We start from the raw sequence: 544 nt of genomic DNA on the forward strand, positions 1-544 counted from the left end.
GTAGAATCTATTACAGTCGTTATTGAAGAAGCGATGAAAGAAGCAAATCTAGCTCCAAGTGATCTAGATGCAGTTGCTGTGACTTATGGACCAGGACTAATTGGTGCTTTGCTTATCGGTTTAAATGCGGCGAAAGCATTTGCATTTGCATATGATTTGCCACTAATTCCTGTTCACCATATTGCAGGACACATCTATGCAAATCAATTAGAGCATGAATTGCAATTCCCGCTTGTCGCACTGATTGTCTCAGGTGGACATACAGAGCTCATTAAGATGGAGCAACACCTAGACTTTACAGTTCTTGGAGAGACGAGAGATGATGCAGTAGGAGAGGCTTATGACAAAGTTGCACGTGTATTAGGTCTATCATATCCAGGAGGACCTGAAATTGATCGACTTGCTAAAGAAGGTGAGGACACGTTCAACTTCCCACGTGCGTTCCTAAATAAAGATAGCTTCGACTTTAGTTTTAGCGGACTAAAATCAGCGGTCATCAACACACTCCACAACGAACGTCAGAAGAACAATCCGATTAACGAAG

The 544-nt window shown here is 42.3% G+C and carries 1 protein-coding gene; it reads left to right on the forward strand.

Annotated elements, in window-relative coordinates; genetic code table 11:
* The coding region (locus tag ACFQY0_RS21380; RefSeq protein WP_379717146.1) for a tRNA (adenosine(37)-N6)-threonylcarbamoyltransferase complex transferase subunit TsaD at window positions 1-544 on the forward strand (544 nt) is incomplete at both ends.

The organism is Haloferula chungangensis (assembly GCF_042664875.1).
In the GTDB taxonomy this organism is placed as follows: Bacteria; Verrucomicrobiota; Verrucomicrobiia; order Verrucomicrobiales; family Akkermansiaceae; genus Haloferula; species Haloferula chungangensis.